Source organism: Amycolatopsis sp. NPDC004378 (assembly GCF_053602455.1).
In genome coordinates this window covers 1-19485 of the sequence record NZ_JBSGDR010000033.1, presented here as the reverse complement: position 1 = coordinate 19485, position 19485 = coordinate 1, and the positions used below count along the sequence as shown (strand labels likewise).

At 72.5% G+C, this 19485-nt stretch carries 18 protein-coding genes, 1 other RNA gene and 1 pseudogene; 9 read left to right on the top strand and 11 right to left on the bottom strand.

The annotated features are described in order from the left end of the window. The 7 genes from ACWEN0_RS45875 to ACWEN0_RS45845 all read right to left on the bottom strand — a co-directional run bounded on the left by ACWEN0_RS45875 (nt 1) and on the right by ACWEN0_RS45845 (nt 5352). Nucleotides 1-483, bottom strand: coding sequence for a hypothetical protein (locus ACWEN0_RS45875; protein WP_451987754.1), 483 nt, complete (start codon nt 481-483; stop codon nt 1-3). A gap of 10 nt (nt 484-493) precedes the next feature. Continuing rightward, nucleotides 494-763 carry a hypothetical protein gene (locus ACWEN0_RS45870; RefSeq protein WP_451987752.1) on the bottom strand — a complete coding sequence of 90 codons (270 nt, stop codon included), beginning with the start codon at nt 761-763 and terminating at the stop codon, nt 494-496. 453 nt (nt 764-1216) lie between these two features. Next, nucleotides 1217-2074, bottom strand: coding sequence for an SCO6745 family protein (locus tag ACWEN0_RS45865; RefSeq protein WP_451987750.1), 858 nt, complete (start codon nt 2072-2074; stop codon nt 1217-1219). Nucleotides 2075-2174: 100 nt separating this feature from the next. Then, nucleotides 2175-2572, bottom strand: an RNA gene (rnpB, locus tag ACWEN0_RS45860) — RNase P RNA component class A. Nucleotides 2573-2631: 59 nt separating this feature from the next. Next, the gene (locus ACWEN0_RS45855) at nt 2632-3882 is read right to left on the bottom strand and encodes an NAD(P)/FAD-dependent oxidoreductase (protein WP_451987748.1); all 1251 of its coding nucleotides are present in this window, start codon (nt 3880-3882) and stop codon (nt 2632-2634) included. After that, entirely contained in the window at nt 3879-4676 is a 798-nt protein-coding gene (locus ACWEN0_RS45850) for a ferredoxin (protein ID WP_451987746.1), read from the bottom strand. The genes ACWEN0_RS45855 and ACWEN0_RS45850 overlap by 4 nt, the downstream gene beginning before the upstream one ends. 7 nt (nt 4677-4683) lie before the next feature. Further along, on the bottom strand, nt 4684-5352 hold the full coding sequence (locus ACWEN0_RS45845) for a DUF4142 domain-containing protein (RefSeq protein WP_451987744.1): 669 nt from the start codon (nt 5350-5352) through the stop codon (nt 4684-4686). Between the two features lie 247 nt (nt 5353-5599). Between ACWEN0_RS45845 and ACWEN0_RS45840 the strand changes: the two genes are divergently transcribed. The 5 genes from ACWEN0_RS45840 (at nt 5600) to ACWEN0_RS45820 (ending at nt 11939) form a co-directional block, all read left to right on the top strand. Continuing rightward, complete coding sequence (locus tag ACWEN0_RS45840; protein WP_451987742.1) at nt 5600-6178, top strand: sigma-70 family RNA polymerase sigma factor; 579 nt, start codon at nt 5600-5602, stop codon at nt 6176-6178. Then, nucleotides 6175-6630: a hypothetical protein gene (locus ACWEN0_RS45835; protein WP_451987740.1), complete on the top strand. Its 456-nt coding sequence runs from the start codon at nt 6175-6177 to the stop codon at nt 6628-6630. The genes ACWEN0_RS45840 and ACWEN0_RS45835 overlap by 4 nt, the downstream gene beginning before the upstream one ends. A gap of 31 nt (nt 6631-6661) precedes the next feature. After that, entirely contained in the window at nt 6662-9460 is a 2799-nt protein-coding gene (locus tag ACWEN0_RS45830; RefSeq protein ID WP_451987738.1) for an AAA family ATPase, read from the top strand. A gap of 31 nt (nt 9461-9491) precedes the next feature. Beyond that, nucleotides 9492-10604, top strand: coding sequence for a dimethylsulfone monooxygenase SfnG (gene sfnG / locus ACWEN0_RS45825; protein WP_451987736.1), 1113 nt, complete (start codon nt 9492-9494; stop codon nt 10602-10604). A gap of 93 nt (nt 10605-10697) precedes the next feature. Further along, nucleotides 10698-11939, top strand: coding sequence for an SLC13 family permease (locus ACWEN0_RS45820; protein WP_451987734.1), 1242 nt, complete (start codon nt 10698-10700; stop codon nt 11937-11939). 7 nt (nt 11940-11946) lie between these two features. Here the strand turns inward: ACWEN0_RS45820 and ACWEN0_RS45815 are convergent, their stop codons facing one another. The 4 genes from ACWEN0_RS45815 to ACWEN0_RS45800 form a co-directional block, all read right to left on the bottom strand. Next, the gene (locus ACWEN0_RS45815) at nt 11947-13692 is read right to left on the bottom strand and encodes a hypothetical protein (RefSeq protein WP_451987732.1); all 1746 of its coding nucleotides are present in this window, start codon (nt 13690-13692) and stop codon (nt 11947-11949) included. A gap of 184 nt (nt 13693-13876) precedes the next feature. Beyond that, nucleotides 13877-14989, bottom strand: a complete 1113-nt coding sequence (locus ACWEN0_RS45810) for a bifunctional RNase H/acid phosphatase (RefSeq protein WP_451987730.1) — start codon at nt 14987-14989, stop codon at nt 13877-13879. Continuing rightward, the gene (locus ACWEN0_RS45805) at nt 14986-15723 is read right to left on the bottom strand and encodes a zinc ribbon domain-containing protein (RefSeq protein WP_451987728.1); all 738 of its coding nucleotides are present in this window, start codon (nt 15721-15723) and stop codon (nt 14986-14988) included. Before ACWEN0_RS45805 ends, ACWEN0_RS45810 begins: the two co-directional genes overlap by 4 nt. Before the next feature lie 9 nt (nt 15724-15732). Continuing rightward, nucleotides 15733-16554 carry a Nif3-like dinuclear metal center hexameric protein gene (locus ACWEN0_RS45800; RefSeq protein WP_451987726.1) on the bottom strand — a complete coding sequence of 274 codons (822 nt, stop codon included), beginning with the start codon at nt 16552-16554 and terminating at the stop codon, nt 15733-15735. 31 nt (nt 16555-16585) lie between these two features. On the opposite strand from ACWEN0_RS45800, the gene aroQ reads away from it, so the two are divergent. From aroQ to ACWEN0_RS45780, 4 genes and pseudogenes are all read left to right on the top strand, one after another. Beyond that, nucleotides 16586-17146 (top strand): gamma subclass chorismate mutase AroQ, encoded by a 561-nt coding sequence (gene aroQ / locus ACWEN0_RS45795; protein ID WP_451987724.1) that lies wholly within the window; start codon nt 16586-16588, stop codon nt 17144-17146. Nucleotides 17147-17372: 226 nt separating this feature from the next. After that, entirely contained in the window at nt 17373-17834 is a 462-nt protein-coding gene (locus ACWEN0_RS45790) for a low molecular weight protein-tyrosine-phosphatase (RefSeq protein ID WP_451987722.1), read from the top strand. Between the two features lie 60 nt (nt 17835-17894). After that, nucleotides 17895-18725 carry an SURF1 family cytochrome oxidase biogenesis protein gene (locus tag ACWEN0_RS45785; RefSeq protein ID WP_451987720.1) on the top strand — a complete coding sequence of 277 codons (831 nt, stop codon included), beginning with the start codon at nt 17895-17897 and terminating at the stop codon, nt 18723-18725. 50 nt (nt 18726-18775) lie between these two features. Continuing rightward, nucleotides 18776-19390 (top strand): annotated as a pseudogene (locus ACWEN0_RS45780) (FMN-binding negative transcriptional regulator); the annotation flags it as partial. Nucleotides 19391-19485: the final 95 nt, after the last annotated feature.

The window sequence follows — 19485 nt, the reverse complement described above, 5'->3', positions numbered from 1 at the left end:
CTACCTCCCGGCCCGAGCCGCGTTGCCGCGGCTCCGGCGCGCTCGTGGTGTTCCCTGGGTGAAGGCAGCACCCGGCGGCCCGCCGTGGTGCTGGTACTGCCGCCTCCGCCGGTGCTTCGGCAGCGGGCGCTCGGCCCGTACCCGGACGCGGCTGGCGCTGACCGCGCCGCCGGTGCCCGTGGTCACCTCTCTCGGGGTGTTGAGCTCGCGTCCGGCCATCGCGACCACGGCGCCGAGCGGGCGCTCGTGGCTGATCTTGGCCGTGAGCAGCCGGGTGATCACGATGGTGGCGACGAACGCCCACGCGGTCGAGAAGAACCCGAAGCTCCACCCGGCCCAGCGCTCGACGCCGAGCACGACGAAGAACGCCGGGATGCCGATGAGCCACGCCACGTAGCGGGCCCGCCAGGGAAAAGTCGCTTTCGGCGGGCCGAGCCACACGGCGTCGACCCGGTAAACCTCGTCGTCGGTCCTGATGCGCACGCCGTCCGCCTCAGCCCGTGAACAGGCCGGCGATCCACTGGCCCACGTTCACGCCGGCGCCGCTGACCGCGAGCCCGATGATCGCGAGCGCGATGACCACGCCGGCCAGGCGCCGCATGACGCCCGCGTTGTCGCCCTTGCCACCGCCCAGCCAGAGGAGCAGGAGGGCGACGGCCAGCAGCACCAGGGGGATGATGTTGTCGAGCAGCCACTGGCGCACGTTGCCGGTGCCCAGCTCGCCGTTGGCGGCCAGCGTGTCGAGGGTGGTCAAGGTCGTCATCGTGATACTCCCGGTGCGCGGTGGGGCCCGCGCGGCTCTGGCTCAGGCGGTGCTTCGAACAACATCATGGAGGCTACGAGGGGTAGTGGTCAAAGCGCGCTGCGTAGATGACGGCTGGCTTGTCAACCGGTGTGGCGCGCACGGCACACGAAAACTCCACGCCCACCATCATCGCGGCAAGGGCCCTCGGGTTAAAGCCCGGGCACCCATACTTCTCAGTGTGCTGACGAACTCACCCCATTGCCCGGGATTTGCTCACTGTGGGTACTTGCGCCGTGGCCGTTGTGCGGCCTGGAACAGTGTGACATGACCCGAACGGCCCTGTCGCATGAGTCCGTTGTGTGACGGCCATTCGGCCGGTCGGCGGCCATGTCGATCTTGCCGGCCGCCGCCGTCCGTCACAGGGCGCTCAAAACCTCACGCGATTTTCACTACATAGCGTGATCTTGGTCGTCAGCTCCGGCGCCGGGCGAAGACACCGGCAGGGAAGGCCCCGGCCGCGACCACCCGGCGGGTCAGGTCGCGGCACAGCTCCTCCAGCCGAGCCGTCTTTTCCGGCCCGAGGTGGTCCCACGGCGCCTTCGAGGCGGCTTCGGTGGCGACCTCGACGCGGTCACGCACCGCGACACCTTCGTCGGTGAGCGCCCCTTCGCCGTCGAGGACCCCGCGGTCGCGCAGACCCTGCTCGGCGGCCGTCCACTGCTCGTCGCTCCAGCCGCGCGTCAGCTTGGCCGAGTCGACGGTGAAGCCGGCACCGGTGGCGACGTGCGTGACGAGCGCTTCCACGCCGCTCAGGCCATTGAGGACGAGCGCCGCGATGTGGCCGTCGCCGCGGTACTCGCGAAGCAGCGTGATGGCGTGCCAGAGGGCGAGGTGCGGCAGCTCGGGCCAGTCCAGCCCGGCGTGCGCGGCGTAGAGCGGACGTCCTTCGCCCGTGCACGCTTCGCTCGCTTCGCGCGCGAGTTCGGCCGCCTCGACGACCTGGTCGCTCTTGAGCTCGCCTTCGCCGATGAGCCGGGTCAGGGCCTTGTCGACGCCTTCGAGCCGGGCCTTGAGGACCTGCTCCGGCGTCGCGAGGGTCCAGGCACGCGGGATCACGCGGGCGACGACCTCGGGGTTGAAGTTGTAGAAGGTGGCGGCGACGACTTCGGGGCCGACGGGGCCCATGGCCGCGGACCGCCCGGCGAAGTACGGCATCCGCCCCGGCCGCAGCCCGATGCCGGTGAGGGCTTCGTCCACTTCGGGCGCGAAGTACGCCAGAGCGTGCAAGGAATCGAAGGCCGACTTGAACCGCTTCTCGTCACCCGCCATAGCGGCACCCTACTACCGGGTAACCACCGCTGGCGACGCCTGACGGTCGTGAGTGTCCAGGGCGGTTCCAACCGCGCTGGACACTCACGACGGGCGTGGGCGGACGAGCCGGCATGTAAGCCGGATCCTGTTCCCCGGTCGCCTCGCGGCTCCCGGGGCGGCGGCCATCCATCTCGGCCTGCCGTCGCCGGCAGGCTCCAGCGGCCTACCCGCAGGCTCGGACGGGCCGTCCTCGAACGCCTGCGCAGGAGCCCGAAGGCTCCCTCTTGGCCTTGCTCCGGGTGGGGTTTACCCAGCCGCCCCGGTCACCCGGGACGCTGGTGGTCTCTTACACCACCGTTTCACCCTTACCCCGGCCCTCGCGGGCCGTGGCGGTCTGTTTTCTGTGGCACTTTCCCGCGGGTCACCCCGGGTTGCCGTTAGCAACCACCCTGCCCTGTGGAGTCCGGACTTTCCTCGAGCCGGGTCGCCCCGGCTCGCGGCCGCCCTGCCGGCTCGTCCGCGGAGCAGATGGTAGCCCAGTGCCCGCGGCCGGGTGGGTCTGCCTCGGCGAGGGCTCAGTACCCCGCCGCGGCGCGGCTGTGGTGACGTGGCCGGACGGCTTCCGGGGGCCGCTGGGGTGGCGCGATCGACGGCGCCGGGTGCTGGCGGGCCAGCTCGGCCGTCCAGTGCAGGACCGCGGCGGGGCTGTCCAGGCCGACGAGCCCGATGAGCCTGCCGTGCCGGACGAAGCCGGTGATCGGCCGCGTGCCGGGCACCGGGGACTCCAGGAGCACCGTGTCCGTGCCGAGCATCGGACGGCCGGCGACCTGGATCCGCACCCCGTGTTGTTCGGACCAGTACCGCGGCACCGGCGTGTAGGCCGGCGAGCCCTGCGGCCCGGCCAGCAGGTTCTCCGCGGCCGCCCGGCTCATCTCCACGGCGTTGAGCCAGTGCCCGTCGCGGTGGGGCGTGGGGTCGTAGCGGAGGTTGGGCCAGCGGGCGACGTCGCCGGCCGCGACGATCGTGTCCGAGCCGAGAACGTGGCAGGTGGGCCCGCAGACGACGCCGTCGTCGAGCGGCAGCTTGGCGCCGCGCAGCCAGGACACGGCCGGGACGCTGCCGACGGCGACCACGACGCAGGCGACGTCGAGCGCCCGGCCGTCGGCGAACTCGAGGCCGACGGACGTGGGCCCGGGCCGCCACCGGCGGATCGTGGTGCCGAGCTCCAGCCGGACGCCGCGGGCGGTGTGGAGCGCGGTGAGCCACTCGCCGATGTCGGGGCCGAGGACGTCGGCCAGCAGCGCCCGCGACCGGCCGAAGAGGACGACGTCGCGGTCCATCTCGCGCAGGCTCGAAGCGACTTCGCAGCCGATGAAGCCGTCCCCGACGACGGCGACCGGCCCTGGATTGCCGGCCAGCGCGCGCTGCAGCGCCGTGGTGTCCGAAAGGGTCCGGACCACGACGACCCGCGGGTGGCCGTGCGGCGCGCCCGGCAGCCGCCGCGGCTCGACGCCGGTCGCGATGATCAGGCCGTCGTAGCGGACTTCCTCGTCGCGCAGGTGGACGACCTGCCGGTGCGGCGACAGCGCGGTGACCGGGGAGTCGAAGTACCACTCGGCGTCGACTTCGAGGGGGTCGGCGAGCAGCGTCTGGGCCCGGCTGACCGCGCCGGTGAGCAGGCTCTTGGACAGCGCCGGGCGGTGGTAGGCGATGTCGGGCTCGGCCCCGAACACGACGACCTCGCCGTCGAACCCGAGCTCGCGCAGCCGTTCCGCGGCGCGCAGGCCGGCGAGACCGGCTCCGGCGATGACGATGCGTTCGCTCATCGGGTGGCTCCCAACAGGTGGATGGCTCGCATGGGACAGGCGCGCGCGGCCGCGCGGACGTTCGGCGTTTCCCCGGCACCGGGCCGTTTCTCGTACGCCAGCTGCCCGTCGCGGCCGAGCTTGAAGACGCCGGGGGCCTCGGACTGGCAGACGCCGTAGGAGTGGCAGCGGTGGCTGTCGACGTCGACGCGCAGCGAGGCGGCTTCGGGCTCCGGTTCGATCAGCCCGGCCCGCACGAGGGCCGACGTGGGCAGCACCTGCAGGGCCGACAGCACCACGGGGGGCACCAGCAGCGTGATCCCGGCGAGCCAGACGACCGCCAGGTGGCCGCTCGCGATCGCGCCGAGCCAGGCGTGCACCGCCAGCAGCGCGATCGCGAGGTAGCCGAGCTGGTGGAAGCGGAGCCAGCGGCCTTCGCGGGCCCCGCGGCGCAGGCCGGCCGTGACGGACACGGCGACGACGAGCTCAAGGCCGGCGATGCCGAGCGCGTGCCTCGGCGTCCCGTCGTAGAAGGGGACGAGCAGGTCGGCGACGCCGAACGGGTCGTCCTCGAGGAACAGGAACGTCAGCCCGTGCACCGTGCCGGTCGCGAGGGTGAACGCGGCGAGCAGGAAGTGGCCGGCACGCAGCGCCTCCTGGCCGCCGAACCGGCGGACCCAGCCGGTGGCGGCGAGCACGCCCCAGCACAGGGTGAGGCACAGGCAGAGGTAGGTCAGGCGGCCGGACAGCGCGGCGGCCTCGGCGATCCCGGTGTCGTGCGGCGACACCGGGACCAGCGCGGCGGACAAGGACATGGGCGGCTTACCTCCGGGTGCGCGGCTGGGTCCTGCCGGGGGTTCCGAGCAGGCGGAGCAGTCCGAACGTGGCGACGGCGGCGACGGCCACGAAAACGGCGCCGAGTACGAGGTCGCCGCCGCCGAGGGTGTCGTCCTCGGTGGCGGAGACGAGCAGGGAAGTGGTCTGGGCCAGTCCGGTGCTCTCGAGCAGCGTCAGGTGGCCGAGCGCGGAGTCGACGGCGGTCTGGGCGAACGCGCGGACGTCGTCGTCGCGGGTGCCCGCGCGGACCTCGGAGGCGAGCGAGAAGAGGGAGCCGTACTCGGCGCGCAGGCGGTTGACGTAGGCCTGGTCGAACGCGTCGCCGGAGTCGGCGGCGAGCTCGCCGGCCCACGCGCGTTCCTGCTCGGTGGGTTCGGCGGGGAGGGTGACCGCGAGCCGGTCGGCGACCGCGCGCAGGGCGACGTCGAGGCGGGCCTGGTCGTCGGCGATGCGGCCGGCGACCGCCCGCACGCGCTGGTTCGTGGCCCGCCCGGCGGCGAGCCTGCTCGCCGGGCCGGCCCACAGCGCGTGCTGCTTCAAGCGCGTCAGCAAGGCGCGGTCGGACTGCTGCAGTTCGCCGGCGGACGCGGGAAAGACAGCGCTTACCAAGAGCGCGGCCGTGGCAGCCAGCAGTGCCACGAATCGGAGCGGCATCACCGATGTCCCTTCGCGAAGCAGTCCTTACCTCCAGCTACGCGGGGAAGGTGTGACGCGGTTCTCGCCGTCACCTTTTAGTGACTGTGACTTGCATCACAAGACACAATTTGAACCGGCCGTCGGCGGTCGTCGTAGCGGTTCGGTTAATGGCGTTCGCAAAACTAATGCATATGGCCTATTAAGTGTTTTTGCGCTACGCTCCGGAGGCCCCACGGTCCGCCAGTCAGGTGAGGTTGCGAGCTTTATGGAAGCACTGGGCAGAGAATGTCGCGGCCACGTCGGATCCGTCTCGTCCGCCACCGCGGTCGACGCGCGCCCCGACATCGGCGACGACCTCGTCCCGCTGCTGTACAAGGACTTCCGCGCCACCCTGTTTTCCCAGGTACTGGCCCTGACCAACCACGACCGGCAGTGGACCGAAGACGTCGTGCAGGAGACCATGATCCGCGCGTGGCAGCACTCGGACACGCTCGAGCGCGAGCCCGGAATGCTGCGCGGCTGGCTGCTCACGGTGGCGCGCCGGATCGTCATCGACGGCTGGCGAAATCGCCGGGTCCGCCCGCAGGAGGTCGCTCTGGAGATCCCGGAAAACGCCGAGTCAGCCGACCGGGCGGACAGTTCGTTAGCCGCACTAACGATTAGCCGCGCATTGTCGGAACTGGATGAGAAATATCAGTCCGTCATCGCCGAGACCTACCTCGCCGGAAACACGGTCAGGCAGGCGGCAACAATTCTCGGAATTCCCGAGGGAACGGTGAAATCGCGGTTGTACACGGCGATGCGGCAATTGCGGAAGGCGCTCGGGGAAGTGGCGGTGCGATGAAGGGGAAGCACCGCGACGCCGCGGCTTACGAGCTCGGCGTCCTGGACGATCCGGAAGAGTTCGAAACGCACCTGCGGGACTGCGCTCGCTGCCAGGACCTCGTCGCCGGCTTCCAGCCGGTGACCGGGGCGCTGGCCCAGGCGGCCCGCCTCGGCTACCTGCCGGGCGGAGGCCCCACCGAGGGCGGCCCGCCGTCCGGGAGCTACCCGCCGCCGGGCGACGGTGCGGCCCGGCGCCGGAAGCCGTGCGCTTTCTCCGGCCGGCGGGGGCCGGTGACGGGGGCGCTCCTGCTCCTGGCGCTCGGCGTGGCCGTGACCGTCGTCTGCGCTGCCCGGCCGGCCGTCGCGAGGACCTGGTTCGCATCCGCTGCGTCCATCGTCTCCCCTGCTCAGGTGGTGGCCGGTACCGGCCGTGACCTGCGGGATCTCCCGTGGCAGGCCGGTTTCCAGTAGTCTGCCCCAACCCAACATGAAAGTCCTTACGGTGGATACCGAAGTAAATTCCGAGCACCCCGTAAGCGGGCCTTCGGTACCGAAGCGCCCCGCCCCGCGGCTCCCCGGCCGCGAACCCGAGCTCAGCCGCCTGACCAGCCTGTTCCCCGTGGTGCGGGGCGGCACGGCGGCCAGCGCGGTGCTGGTCGGCGAGTTCGGCATGGGCAAGAGCGCCACGCTCCACACCGCCGCGGCCCTGGCCGCGGACGCGGGCTTCACCGTCGCGACCGCCACCGGGTCACGGCTGGAGAGCCACCTGTCCGGCGGGCTCGCCCGCCAGCTCGCGTACGCGCTGGAGGAAACCACCGGCTCGCCGCGCCCGCGGGAACCGCTCGCCGCCGAGTGCGGGCCCGCCGGCGAGGCCGAAGCCCTCGAACGCTTCTTCCGCATCGTCCGCGAGGCGACCGAGCGGGGGCCGCTGTTCCTCGGCATCGACAACGTGCACCTCGCCGACGCCTGGTCGATGCGCTGCCTCGCCTACATCCGGCACCGCGTGCTCGACCTGCCGGTGTTGATCATACTGACCTCCCTCACCGGCCACCCACCGCACCGCGAGGTGGCGCTGCTGGAGATGGCGGGCTGCACGCCCGCGACGATCGCCCTCAACGGCCTCGGCGACGCGGCCGCGGCGGAGATCCTCGGCCTCGCCCCGGGCGAGCTCGCCACAGCCTGCCGCGAAGCGACCGGCGGCAACCCGTACCTGCTGAACGCGCTGCGGCCGCGGCTGCTGCCCGGCGCGGACCCGCACGAGCTCGGCTCGTCGCTGATCGGCCAGGTGCTCCACACGCGCATGCAGGAGTTCCCGCACGCACCGGCGATCCTGCACGCGGCCGCGATCCTCGGCGAGGACGCGGAGTTCGACCTGCTCGCCCAGCTCGCCGGCGTCGACGAGCTCGACGCGCTGCAGGCGATCGACACGATGGTCCGGCTGCACCTGCTGCACAACAGCGGCCGCCCGGAGCTGACCTTGTCCTTCGTCCGCAACTCCGTGCTGAAGGACATGCCGCGGACCACGCGGGCGGTCAACCACGCGCGCGCGGCGAAGCTGCTGTCCGAGACGGGCGCACCGGCCGAGCGCGTCGCCGCGCACCTGCTGGAAGCGACGTCGATCCGGATCCCGTGGGGCGTGGACGTGCTGCGGCTGAGCGCGCGCAACGCCGTGTTCTCCGGGCGTCCCGAGCTGGCCGCGCGGCACCTGCGCCGGGCGCTCGAAGAGCGGCTGACGTCCGGGCGCCGGGTCGCCGTGCTGCTGCAGCTCGCCCACGCGGAGTTCCAGCTCGACCCGCCCGCCGCCGCGCAGCGGGTGCGGGAAGCCGTCGACACGATCGGCAGCCGCGACACGGCCGCGTTCATCGCCTCGGCGATGCTGCTTTCCCTCTGCGGCGGCCAGGACGCCCGGCTCGCGATCAGCGCGGCCGGCCAGATCGCCGCGCGGCTCGACGCCGGCGGGCCCGACGCCGTGTGGCCACTGCTGTGCATGACCTACCTCGCCGAGGCGGGCAGCCGGCTCGGCCCGCCGCCGGAGTTCCGCGACTTCGAGGAGCAGTGGGCGCCGCTGACCGACCCGGCCGCGCAGCGCGGCCGTTCCGCGCTGCTCGCGCTCGACGCCGTCCGCAGCGGGGAATCGGCGACGGACGCGGTCGGGCACTTCGCCGACGCGTTGACCGGCGACGACCCCGAGCTGTTCGAGCAGCACTACTTCTTCACCCTCGCCACGGCGGTGCTCGCGGACGAGCCGGCGCACGTCGACCGCCTGTGCCGCGTGCTCGACGTCGAGCGCGAGCCGTGGGACGTGCACGTGCCGCACGGCGCGCTGCCCACCCTGGCCCGCGGGATCGCCCTGCAGGCGAGCGGCGACCTGCAGCGGGCGAGTGTCCACTTCGAGTCGCTGCTGCGCCGGTTCGACGAGCGCGGCGGCACCACGACGTGCCCGGTCGGTGTGCTGTGCGCGGCGAAGCTCGTCGAGTGCTGGGTCGACCTCGGCCGGTTCGAGGCGGCTACGTCGCTGCTGGACCGGATGGACTTCGTCGCCAGTCAGGGCCTGTTCACCCACACCTACCTCCTCTACGCGCGCGGCCGCCTGCGCGTCGCGACCGGGTACACGCGCTTCGGCTTCGAGGACCTGCTCAGCTGCGGACGGCGGCTCGCGCACCACGGCATGCGGTTCCCCGGGTTCGTGCCCTGGCGCGCGCACGCGGCGCGGGCGGCGCTGGCGCTGGGCCAGGCCGACGACGCGGCCCGGCTGGCCGAAGAAGACATCAACACCGCGGCCCGCTGGGGCGCGGCGCGGCCGCTGGGCACGGCGCTGACGACCATCGGGCTCGTCCGCGAAGACGACGAAGCCGAGCGGGCGCTGAACAAGGCGATCACGACGCTCCGCTCGTCCCCCGCGCGGCTGCAGCTGGCGACGGCGCTGACCGAGCTCGGCACGCTGCAGGCGCGGCACGGCCAGTCCGAAAAGGCCATCGAGACGCTGCGGCAGGCCGTCGAGCTGAGCGAGCACTGCGGTGCGCGCCCGCTGGCCCGGCGGGCGGCGGAAGAACTGCGTTCCGCGCGGCGCGCGCTGACGCCGGCGAAGGACAACGAGCACGGCCTGACGCGGCAGGAGAACCGCATCGCCGTGATGGCCGCGCAGGGCCTGACCAACCGCGAGATCGCGACCGCCCTGCACCTGACGCGGCGGACGGTCGAGCTGCACCTGTCGGGGGCGTACCGCAAGCTCGGCATCCCCGGGCGCGCGGAACTCGGCGGGGCACTGGCGAAGTCTTCCCACCGCGTGGACGGTCGTTGACCCGATCCGGGGTCGTTGCTCTACTCGGGCCATGTCGCTCGAAGAGCCGTTGAAATTCGCCTACTGGGTCCCGAACGTGAGTGGTGGCCTCGTCACGTCCGACATCGAACAGCGGACGGACTGGGGCTACGAGTACAACAGAGATCTGGCTGTGCTGGCCGAGAACAGCGGCTTCGAGTACGCCCTCTCGCAGGTCCGCTACACGGCCAGCTACGGCGCCGCGTACCAGCACGAGTCGACCGGGTTCAGCTTGGCGCTGCTGCTCGCGACGCAGCGGCTCAAGGTGATCGCGGCCGTCCACCCCGGACTGTGGCACCCCGGTGTGCTGGCGAAGTTCATCGCCAGCGCCGACGTGATTTCGGGTGGCCGCGCGGCGGTGAACGTGGTGAGCGGCTGGTTCAAGGGCGAGTTCACCGGCCTGGGCGAACCGTGGCTGGAGCACGACGAACGCTACCGGCGCACGGAGGAGTTCATCCGCGTGCTGCGCGAACTCTGGACGAACGACCACGCCGAGTTCCGCGGCGACTTCTACCGCATCCACGACTTCGACATCAAGCCGAAGCCGGTGGCGGCCCCGCACCCGGAGATCTTCCAGGGCGGCAACTCCACGGCGGCGCGCAAGCTCGCGGGCCGCGTCTCGGACTGGTACTTCAGCAACGGCAAGGACTTCGACGGCTTCTCCGAGCAGGTCTCGGAGGTTCGCGGCTACGCCGGGGAGAACGCGCGGACCGTCCGGTTCGGACTGAACGGGTTCGTGATCGCGCGGGAGTCGGAAAGCGAAGCCCGCGCGGTCCTGAAGGAGATCGTCGACAAGGCGAACGTCGAGGCCGTCGAAGGGTTCCGGTCGGCCGTGGCGCAGGCCGGGAAGTCCACTTCGGACTCGAAGGGCATGTGGGCGGACTCCGGGTTCGACGACCTCGTCCAGTACAACGACGGCTTCCGGACCCGCCTGATCGGCACGCCGGAGCAGATCGCGGACCGGGCGATCGAGTACAAGAAGCGCGGCGCGAACCTGCTGCTGCTCGGGTTCCTGCACTACCTCGAGGACGTCGAGCACTTCGGCAAGGAGGTGCTGCCGGTGATCCGGGCGAAGGAGCAGGACCTCGCCCGGGGCGCCGCCACTCCGGAGCCGCTCGGCGTCTGAGCGCGGGCCGCCGGAACTGTCGGTGCCTTCCGGTAGCGTGGAAAACGGGGGCGCCCCCGCCAGCCCGGGTCCGGCGTCGATTAGCGTGGGCCGGTGAACTTCTGGGCAGGGGCGGGGAGCCTGGCGCTGCTGGTCGCCGTGCTGGTCTTCGCGATCGTGCGGCCGCGGGGGTGGCCGGAGGCGGTGGCCGCGGTGCCGGCGGCGGGCGTGGCGCTCCTGCTGGGGCTGGTGAAGCCCGCCGCGGCCGGGCACCGGGCCGTCGAGATCCTCCCGACGCTCGGTTTCCTCGCCGCGATCCTGCTTTTGTCCTTTTTGGCCAGTGTGGACGGCGTCTTCGCGTGGCTGGGCAACCGGCTGGCGGAGGCGTGCCACGGCAAGCCGCGCCGGCTGCTGGTGCTCACCTTCGCCGCGGCGGCCGGGACGACCGCGATCCTCAGCCTGGACGCCACGGTCGTCCTGCTCACCCCGGTCGTCCTCGCGACGGCGACGAGCCTCAAGCTGCCGCCGCGCCCGCACGTCTACGCGTGCGCGCACCTGGCGAACTCGGCCTCGACGCTGCTGCCGGTGTCCAACCTGACGAACCTGCTGGCGTTCGGCGCGTCGGGGCTGACGTTCGCCGGGTTCACGGCGGTGATGGCGCTGCCGTGGGTGGTCACCCTGGCCATCGAACTGCTGGTCTTCCTGCGGTTCTTCGCGCTCGACCTGAAGCCGCGCGAAACGGCGTCACCGGCCCGCCACCTCGAGACGCCGACGTTCGCGCTGGTCATCCTGGGCCTGACGCTGGTGGGCTTCGGGCTCGGCCCGCTCGGGCACGTCGAGCCGGTCTGGATCGCGGCGCTGGCGGCGCTGATCCTGGGCGTCCGGGCCCTGACGACGGGCAAGATCAAGCCGTGGCAGCTGGTGACCGAGGCGGCGCCGCAGCTGTGCCTGTTCGTGCTGGGCCTGGCGGTCGTGGTGGAGGCGGTCTCGGAACACCTCCTCGGCGGGGTGCTCCGCACGCTCCTGCCGACGTCGACGGGCCTGCTGGACCTCCTGCTGGCGGCGGCGGTGGCGGCCGTGCTGGCCAACCTGGTCAACAACCTCCCGGCGACGCTGATCCTGCTCTCGGTGCTGGGCCCGCACCCGGCGCCCGGCGTGCTGCTGGCAGTCCTGCTGGGCGTCAACATCGGCCCGAACGCGAGCTACCTGGGCTCGCTGGCCACCCTGCTGTGGCGCCGGACGCTGCCGGCACACCCCTCGGCGAAGACGTTCCACGCGCTGGGCGCGATCACGACACCGCTGTGCCTGGCCGCGGCGACCGTGGCGTTGTGGCTCAGTCTGGGTCTGGTGAGCTGACCCGGGCTCAGCCGGGCATCGAGAGGGTCTGGCCCGGCTTCATCGTCGGCCCGCAGTCGTCCAGCGGGCCGCCGAACCGGTCGGCCGCCACGGCCGGGATCGTCTTCGCCGCGTAGTCCTGGGCCGCCTTCAGCTTGGCCGGGTCCGTCACCGCGTCGCGCCGGACCCAGTCGCCGTTGCGCAGGCCCTCGATCGGCGACGAGTAGATCAGCACGTAGTCGCGGTCCAGGCGCGGGTCCAGCGCGATGCCGTTGCCCGCTGCCCAGGGGCCCCACGAGTGGATGAACGTCGGCTTCACCGTGTCGAACACGTAGTCGCGGAGACCCGCGAGGTCGCCGTCGTGGACCAGGTCGGCGATCGGCTTGTTGACCAGGCCGGCCATGTCGACCAGGTCGAGGCGGCTGGTCATCGACGAGCCACCCAGGTCCGGCAGCAGCAGCGACGCCTTCTGGATGCCGAGGATGTCCGCGTAGGTGTTGAAGCCGCGGCCGAAGCGGTCGGCCACCAGGCACGCCGTGATGTTCGGGTTCTTCGCGAACTTGTCCGCCGCGGCCGCGAACCCGACCGCCGACGGGATGAACGCGCCCACCAGCACCACGACGATGCCGACCCGCAGCAGCGCGCGGCGGTGCTTGAGCAGCTCGCCCGCCGAGAGCGTCCCGGCGAGGACCGCCAGCGGCCAGACCGGGCTGGCGAACCGGTGCTGGTACATCCAGTCGGCGACCATCACGCCGTACGCGACGACACCCAGCGCCAGCGGCACCAGCAGCGCGGTCAGCGACCGCCGCCACGGCGCCTTGACCAGCGCGAACACGATCACCAGCACCAGCAGGACCACGCCGGCCCAGCCGGCGTAGCCCGCCAGCTCGAACGGCCGCTTCAGGGCGTCGAACCCGGGCAGGCCCTGCTGCTTGGCCACCGACGGGTTGGCCAGCAGCCGCCCGAACTCGGCGTGCCGCCAGACGACGTACGCGCCGAACGGCACGGCGAACGCCGCCACCGACAGCAGCGCCAGCCGGAAGCTCTTCCAGAACAGCCCGCCGCGCAGCAGGACCAGCGCCGCCAGCGGGTACGCGCCCGCGTAGATCAGGCCTTCCGGGCGGGTCAGCGCGGCGAACGCGACCAGGACGCCCGCCCAGAGCGCGACCTTCGGGGTCAGCAGGCGGTCGTTGCGCACCGCGACGAACAGCGTCACCGCCAGCGTGACGACGGCGAACGCGAACAGCGAGTTCTCCAGGCCCGACACGACCCAGATGACGAACGACGGGATCGTCGCCAGCGTCAGGCCGACGATCAGCGTGGCGAGCCACGCGAAGCGCGTGAAGATCTGCTTCGCCGCGATGTGGCACGCCGTCAGGATGCCGGCGGTGAACAGCAGACCCAGCGCCTTCGGGAACAGCACGTAGTCCGGGATGCCGAACAGCAGGCCGTGGTCGAACAGGCCGGCGAGCTTGCCGAGGCCGAGCAGCACCATCCACGTCGGGTCGGAGAAGCCCTCGACCGGCGGGGCACCCGGCTGCAGCACCGGGCCGAGGCCGTCGGCGAAGCTGCGCGCGTAGGAGAAGGTGATGGCCGCGTCGTCGACGATCCAGTGGCCGTAGCGGGCGGCGTGCACGGCGACCGCCGCGACGCCGGCGAGCACGGCCAGTACCGGCGCCAGCCGCGCGCCCCAGCCGCGTTTGACCGTGGTGGGCGCGGGGTCCCCGGGGACGTCGTCGCTCTGGGAGGTCTCGGTGAGTGCGCTAGCCGTCATGTCCTCGTCACTGTTCCGCCCGCAGGCCTCTGCCGGTGGGATACGCGCGAGCTGGCGCCCCCTGAGTGGGCCCACGCCTCGGACCCGCCACCGCGGCGACGCGGTCGAGATACTGTAGCCAATACCCCATCGGGGGGTGGCCACGCGTCGCCGTTGAGCGTGATCCACCCCACACTTCGACCGGTCAGGCCAGGTGCGAGGTGTCGTTGACCAGGCGGACCGACGCGTTCCCGTCCGGGTAGAACTCGACGATCGACAGCGACGCCAGGTCCAGGTGCAGCCGGAACAGCAGCTGCGGGCCGGCGTCGAGGCCCATCCGGAGCAGGGTCTTGATCGGTGTCACGTGGCTGACCAGCACGAGCGTCTTGCCGCCGTGCTCGGCGATGAGCTCGTCGCGGGCCTTGCGGACGCGCCGGTGCACGACGTCGAAGCTCTCCCCGCCGGGCGGCGGCACCGAGCTGTCGCCGAGCCAGGAGCGGTGCAGTTCGGGGTCGCGGTCGGCCGCTTCGGCGAACGTCAGGCCCTCCCACTCGCCGAAGTCGGTCTCGATGAGGCCGGGGTGGGTCTCGACGCGGCCGCCGAGCGCGTCGGCGACGGCCTGCGCGGTCTGCTTCGTCCGGGTCAGCGGCGAGGAGACGATCGGGGCGGCCTCGCCGTCGACGACCAGGCCGTCCATCGCGGCCAGCCGTTTCGCCGCCGCGGCGGCCTGGCCGCGGCCGAGCTCGGTGAGCGGGACGTCGCCGCGGCCGGAGTAGCGGCGCAGGGCCGACATCTCCGTCTGGCCGTGGCGCAGCAGGAGCAGCCGGGTCGGCGTGCCCTTCGCGCCGGTCCACGCCACGGTCGCGCGGTCGGGCTTGCGGGTCGGCAGCTTCGGCGTGGTGGCGGGCTTTCCGGTGGCGGCGTCCATGGCTTCGTTCGCCAGCCGGTCGGCGTGGGCGTTCTCCGCGCGCGGGATCCACTCGTACTTCACGCGCGAGAAGCCCGCGGCCAGCTCCTTGGCCCGCTCGGCGAGCGGCTGCATGTCCGGGTGCTTGATCTTCCAGCGCCCGGACATCTGCTCCACGACGAGCTTCGAGTCCATCCGGACGTCCACAGTGGACGCGCCGAGCTCGGCCGCGGCGGTCAGCCCGGCGATGAGCCCGTTGTACTCGGCGACGTTGTTCGTGACGACGCCCAGGCTTTCCTTGCGCTCGGCGAGGACTTCGCCGTCGGCGTCGCGGACCACGGCGCCGTAGCCGGCGGGCCCGGGGTTGCCCCGCGAGCCGCCGTCGGCTTCGACGATGACGTGCGAGGTCACAGACCCGACTCCAGGGTCCGGACCAGGATCGCGCCGCAGTTCTCGCACTGGATGACGTCGTCCTCCGGCGCGGCCTTGATCTCGGCGATCGTGCTCCGGTCCAGCTCCAGCTGGCAGGCGCCGCAGCGGCGGGCGCGCAGCAGGGCCGCGCCGATGCCCTTGTGCTCGCGGACGCGCTCGTACAGCTTGAGCAGCGGCTCCGGGAAGCGCGGCACCAGCTTCTCGCGGTCCTCGACGCGCCGGGCCTGCGTGGTGTCGAGGTCCTTGAACGCCTCGTCGCGGCGGGCGACGGCGGCCGCGACCTCGGCTTCGGCCTTGTCGACCTCGGCGCCGGTGCGCTGCGCGTCCAGGCCGAGGGCCTCGCGCTGCTCCATCAGCTCCAGCAGGTCGTCCTCGAGCGCGCTCTGCCGGCGCTGCAGGGTCTGCAGCTCGTGCTCGATGTCGGTCATCTGCTTCGCATTGACCGAGCCGGACTCGAGGAGCTTGCGGTCGCGGTCCTCGCGGGCGCGCACCGACTCGATCTCCTTCTCCTGCCGGGCGATCTCGCGGTCGAGGTCGGACGCGGCGGTCTCCACCGAAACGAGCGCGTCGCGGCGCTCGCGGACGGTCTTCTCCCCCGCGTCGATCTCGGCCAGCTCGGGCAGGGTGCGGCGGCGGTGCGCGGTGCGCGAGAGCTCGGCGTCCACCTTGGCGAGCTCGAGCAACTGGCGCTGCACGGCGGGTTCGGCCTTCACGGTGCTCCTCTAAATCGATGTGCGCTCGGCGCGGACGGTCCACGGGTCGGTGCACCGCGTGGAGACGTGAACGTCGACGTTACCCGCAAACGCCTCCGCCACGACCAGCGAGGCTTGCCCGCACCACGGCCATTCGCTGGCCCAGTGGGTCAGCCCGACCAGCGCGGGCACGGCGCCGGGGTTCGCCAGGTGCTCCCCGGCGGGGTGATGCCGCAGGTCGGCGGTGACGAAGGCGTCGACCCCGGCGTCCGTGGCCTGCTTCAGGTACGAGTCGCCGGCGCCGCCGGACACGGCGACCCGGCGGACCGGGCGGTCCGCGTCGCCCGCCCCAAGGACGCCGGGCACGGTCGCGGGCAGGGCGTTGGCGACGCGCTGGACGAACACCGCGAACGGCTCGGCTTCGGGCAGTTCGCCGAGGCGGCCGATGCCGGTGACGCCGTCGGCCTTCGGTTCCAGGGGACCGGTGACGCGCAGCCCGATCGCGTGCGCGAGCGCGTCCGAGACGCCGGGGTCGGCCGAGTCGGCGTTGGTGTGCGCGCAGTACAGCGCGATGCCTTCGCGGATCATCCGGTGCACCAGCGCGCCCTTGGCGGTGTCGGCCGGGACGCCGTGCACGCCGCGCAGCAGCAGCGGGTGGTGCGCGACGATCAGCTGCGCGCCGAGATCCGCGGCCTCGTCGACGGTTTCGGCGACGGGGTCGACGCAGAACAGCACGCGCGTGACCGGTTCGGCGGGGTCGCCGCAGACGAGGCCGACGGCGTCCCACGACTCGGCGAGCGCGGGCGGGTAGGCCTGCTCCAGGGCGGTGATGATTTCGGAAAGCGCGGGCACCGGGGGATCTTCGCATGTACCGTCGCGGGCCATGCGAGTACTGGCAGTGCTCTTCGCAGTTGTCTCCGGCTTGCTCCTGGCCACGGTCCCCGCTTCGGCGTCACCGCCGGCTTCGCTGTGGCACCTCACCGACCTGGCGGCCCAGCGCGTCCGCATCGCCGACCAGGTGGCGGCGGCGAAGTACGGCACGCCGGCCCCGATCGACGACCCGGTGCGCGAGCAGCAGATCTACGACTCGGTCTCGGCGCAGGCGCCCGGCCTGGGTCTCGACCCGGCCGACGCGGTCCGGTTCTTCCGCGCCCAGATCGAGGCGAACAAGCTGGTCCAGCGCGGGCTGTACGCGCGCTGGGACGCGCACCCGTCGGAGGTCCCGGCGACGCGGCCCGACCTGAGCCGGCTCCGGCCGGTGATCGACAAGCTGAACGCCGGCCTGCTCACCGAGCTGGCGGCGACGCTCCGGGCGCGCCTGTCCCGCTCGTGCCCCGTGCACCAGCTGGTGGCGGCGGGCCTCGCGGACGTGGTCCACCACTTCGACGTCCTGCACGTCCGCGCGCTGCGCGAAGCGACGTCGGCGACCTGCTTCACCCGTTAGGGGCGCTCCGGCGGCGGGCTCACCGCCGCCGCGAGCGCCGGACGGGACCTCAGTTGCAGTTGCCGCAGCAGCCGCAGCCCTGACCCGTGCACTTCGAGCAGCACCCGTGCATGTCGCTCTCCTTCCGGTTCGCGTCCTCGCGTGATCGACGCTAGGTGCCCGGCGCGGCGCCGGGGTACCGCCGAGCGAGCGGGTGACGGGGTGAACCGGCGGTTACGCTCGCGATGTGTCCCACATCGTCTTCGTCTGCTCGGGCAACATCTGCCGCTCCCCGATGGCCGAGCTCGTCTTCCGCGCGCGGCTCGAGGAGGCGGGGCTCGGTGACGCCGTCCGCGTGTCCAGTGCCGGTACCGGGCCCTGGCACGCCGGGGAGCCCGCCGACAAGCGCGCCCGGGCGACGCTCAAGGCCCACGGCTACCCGGCTTCGCACGTCGCGTCCGAGGTGTCGGCCGAGGACCTCGCCGCCGACCTGCTGCTCGCCGCCGACGAAGGGCATTACGACTTCCTTCGCGCCCGCGTCGACGACCCGGCGAAGGTGCGGCTGCTGCGGTCGTTCGACCCGTCGGCGCCCGAGGGGGCCGAGGTCCCGGACCCCTACTACGGCGGCGACGACGGCTTCGAGGACGTCCTCGGCATGATCGAACGCGCGGTGCCCGGTTTGCTCGATTGGGTCCGTTCGCGCGGCTGAAGGTCACACCCGGCGGAGGTCGGCGGGCGGCCTGCGCGGGACACGGCCTACCGTGGTGGGGTGCGGTTGCGGTTCCTGCTCAAGCCCGGGTGGCTGGCTCTGACGGTGGTGGTGTTCGCCTTCGCCATCTGCTGCTTCACGCTGCTCTCCCCCTGGCAGTTCAGCCGCAACGCCGAGCGCGAGCAGCAGAACTCCGCGCTGGAGGCGTCGTTCACCGCCGCGCCCGTGCCGCTGACGCAGCTGCTGCCGCCCGGGAGCCTGCCCGGGCCGCACACGGAATGGCACCTCGTCTCGATCACCGGCCAGTACCTCGCGGACAAGGAAGTCATCGCGCGGCTGCGCACGGTCCAGGGCGAAGGCGCGTACGAGGTGCTGACGCCGCTGCGGACGACCGACGGCACGGTCGTGCTGGTCGACCGCGGGTACGTCGGGCTCGACAGCAAGTCCGGCGTGCTGCCGTTCGCGCCGCCGCCGGCCGGGACCGTGCAGGTCACCGCGCGCGTGCGCAGCGACGAAACCGACCCGAAGAACCGGGACGCGTTCGCCGACGCGTCGACCGGCGGAAAGCTGCAGAGCTACGTCGTCGACTCCCAGGTCGTCGCGCGGGCGGGCAAGCTCGACATCCGGCCGGGTTACTTCCAGCTCGACGCCGGCCAGCCCGGCGTGCTGGGCGCGCTGCCGCTGCCGCAGACGGACTCGGGGCCGTTCCTGTCGTACGCGCTGCAGTGGATCGCGTTCGGCGCGATGGCGCTGCTCGGCTGGCTGTACTTCACCGTCCGCGAGCTGAAGCCGGGCGGCGCGCTGGACGCGTCGGAGGCGCCGGCCCGCCGGAAGTCGGTCGCGGAGATCCTCGCCGAGGACGAACTCGCCGAAAGTGGCCATCAGAAGTAGCGCAATAATGGCCCTTCGTCCAGGCCACTTGCGGTGGTGACACTGGGGTCATGCTGATCCACCCCTGGGACGCCGCTTCGGACGCGGAATGGCGCGCGTGGCTGGCCGGGCACGACTTCGGCCAGCTGATCGCCGGCGGCACCGGCCGCGACCTGCCGGTGGTGACCCCGGCGCACTTCGCGTTCGACGGCGACCGCACGGTCGTCACGCACCTGGCGCGCCCCAACCCGATCTGGCCGCTGCTGGAAGAGCACCCGCGAGCGCTGCTGACGGTGGTCGACGACTACACCTACATCCGCGCGGACTGGAACACGGCCGCGGATCCGGCGTTCGGCGTCCCGACGTCGTACTACGCGACGGTCCAGCTCGAAGGCGACGTCCGGCTGGTCGACGACCCGGCGGCGAAAGCCGAGTTGCTGGAGAAGCAGCTTCGGCACTTCGAGACGGACGGCTCGCGGGCGCCGGTGAGCGCGGCGGCCGAGTCGCCGGACCGGCGGCTGCTGCCGGGGATCCGCGGGATCGAGTTCACGATCACGGGCGTGCGCGCGAAGTTCAAGTTCGGCGGCAACAAGACGGCGGAGGACCGCGAGCGGATCGGCGGCAAGCTGGCCGGCCGCGGCGGGCGGTTGGACGAAGAGGCGTTGGCGCAGCTGCGCCGTCGCGGGGGGGGGCCCGGGGGGGGGGGAGGCGCCGGGGGTGGGCGGCGGCCGGGCCCGACGGGGGGGAGGGCCCCGGGGGCCGGGGGGGGGGGGGCGCGGGG